This window comes from Limimaricola sp. G21655-S1 (genome assembly GCF_027213785.1).
Taxonomy (GTDB): Bacteria; Pseudomonadota; Alphaproteobacteria; order Rhodobacterales; family Rhodobacteraceae; genus Limimaricola.
This window is the reverse complement of the sequence record NZ_JAPWGO010000058.1, coordinates 1-1,144: the sequence shown is the minus strand read 5'-3', so window position 1 is coordinate 1,144 and position 1,144 is coordinate 1. Positions and strand designations below refer to the sequence as shown.

Annotated in this window: 1 protein-coding gene; it reads left to right on the top strand. The window is 61.5% G+C overall.

Annotated elements, in window-relative coordinates; genetic code table 11:
* Positions 1-129 precede the first annotated feature (129 nt).
* On the top strand, positions 130-1,044 hold the full coding sequence (locus O4G76_RS19745) for a cation diffusion facilitator family transporter (protein WP_269398865.1): 915 nt from the start codon (positions 130-132) through the stop codon (positions 1,042-1,044).
* Positions 1,045-1,144: the final 100 nt, after the last annotated feature.

The following is a 1,144-nucleotide window of genomic DNA, read 5'->3' as shown; positions in this document are numbered from 1 at the left end:
AGGAGCAGCTGTATCGCCATGCGATCCGCCATTGGATGAACGCGCGGGTGCGCAAGATCCGGAATGGTGATGTCCCTCCGGTGCCTGGACTGGGTGCCCGGAGGAAAGGTCTACCGAAGGAGCATGGACATGCCGCATGACCACAGCCACGCGCATCTCGATCCCGAATCCGGGGATCGGCGTGTTTCCATAGCCATATGGGCCAATGCTCTGCTGACCGTGGCGCAGATCGTCGGCGGCATATTCGCGGGCAGCCTCGCGCTGATCGCGGACGCGCTGCACAACTTCTCGGACATGGCCTCGCTTGTCATCGCCTTCGTCGCCCGAAAGATCGCGCGTCGGCCCGCGGATTCGACAATGACCTTCGGCTATGGGCGGATCGAGATCGTGGCCGCCCTCATCAACTACACGACGCTCATTCTCGTCGGCTTCTACCTGATCTACGAAGGCGGCATGCGGATGATCGATCCGCCCGAGGTGCGCGGCTGGACGGTCGTCATCCTTGGAGGGATCGCTCTGGTCATCGATGCGCTGACCGCAGGCCTTACCTATTCGATGCAGAAGGGCAGCGCGAACATCCGGGCACTGTTTCTTCACAATCTTTCGGATGCGCTCGCCTCGGTGGCTGTCATCATCGGTGGCACGCTGATCCTCCTATTCGACCTGCGCTGGGTCGACCCCGCCATCACCATCGGCATCGCGCTCTATATCCTTTACTTGGCACTGACCGAAATTAGCGGGCCGATCCGGACCCTGATGCTCGGCAGTCCGCCTGATATCGACAGTGACGCCGTCGTTCAGGCAATGCGGGACGCCGATGGCGTTCGGGATGTCCACCACGTGCATCTTTGGCAAATGCAGGAGCATGAGGTCGCTCTCGATTGCCACGTGGTGCTGGACGATCAGGGCTGGGCGCGCATCGAGAGCGTGAAAGCCGACATCAAGTCCAGATTGAAGGACGGCTTCGGTATCGCCCATTCGAGTCTGGAGTTCGAGCACGAAGGAAATGCCCACCAGAACGCCGAGCTGTATGGGCACGGGTAGGCGAAATCGGCCTGCCCTCGAAACGGGTCGCCCAGCTGCTGGTCGACCCGATGCTTCGGCTTCCAGAGACGCGCCTTTCAAGCGGCCTTGCCGCCGACCT

Excerpts from the sequence above, each read along its gene's own strand:
- O4G76_RS19745 (WP_269398865.1), top strand. The coding sequence starts at position 130 with ATGCCGCATGACCACAGCCACGCGCATCTCGATCCCGAATCCGGGGAT.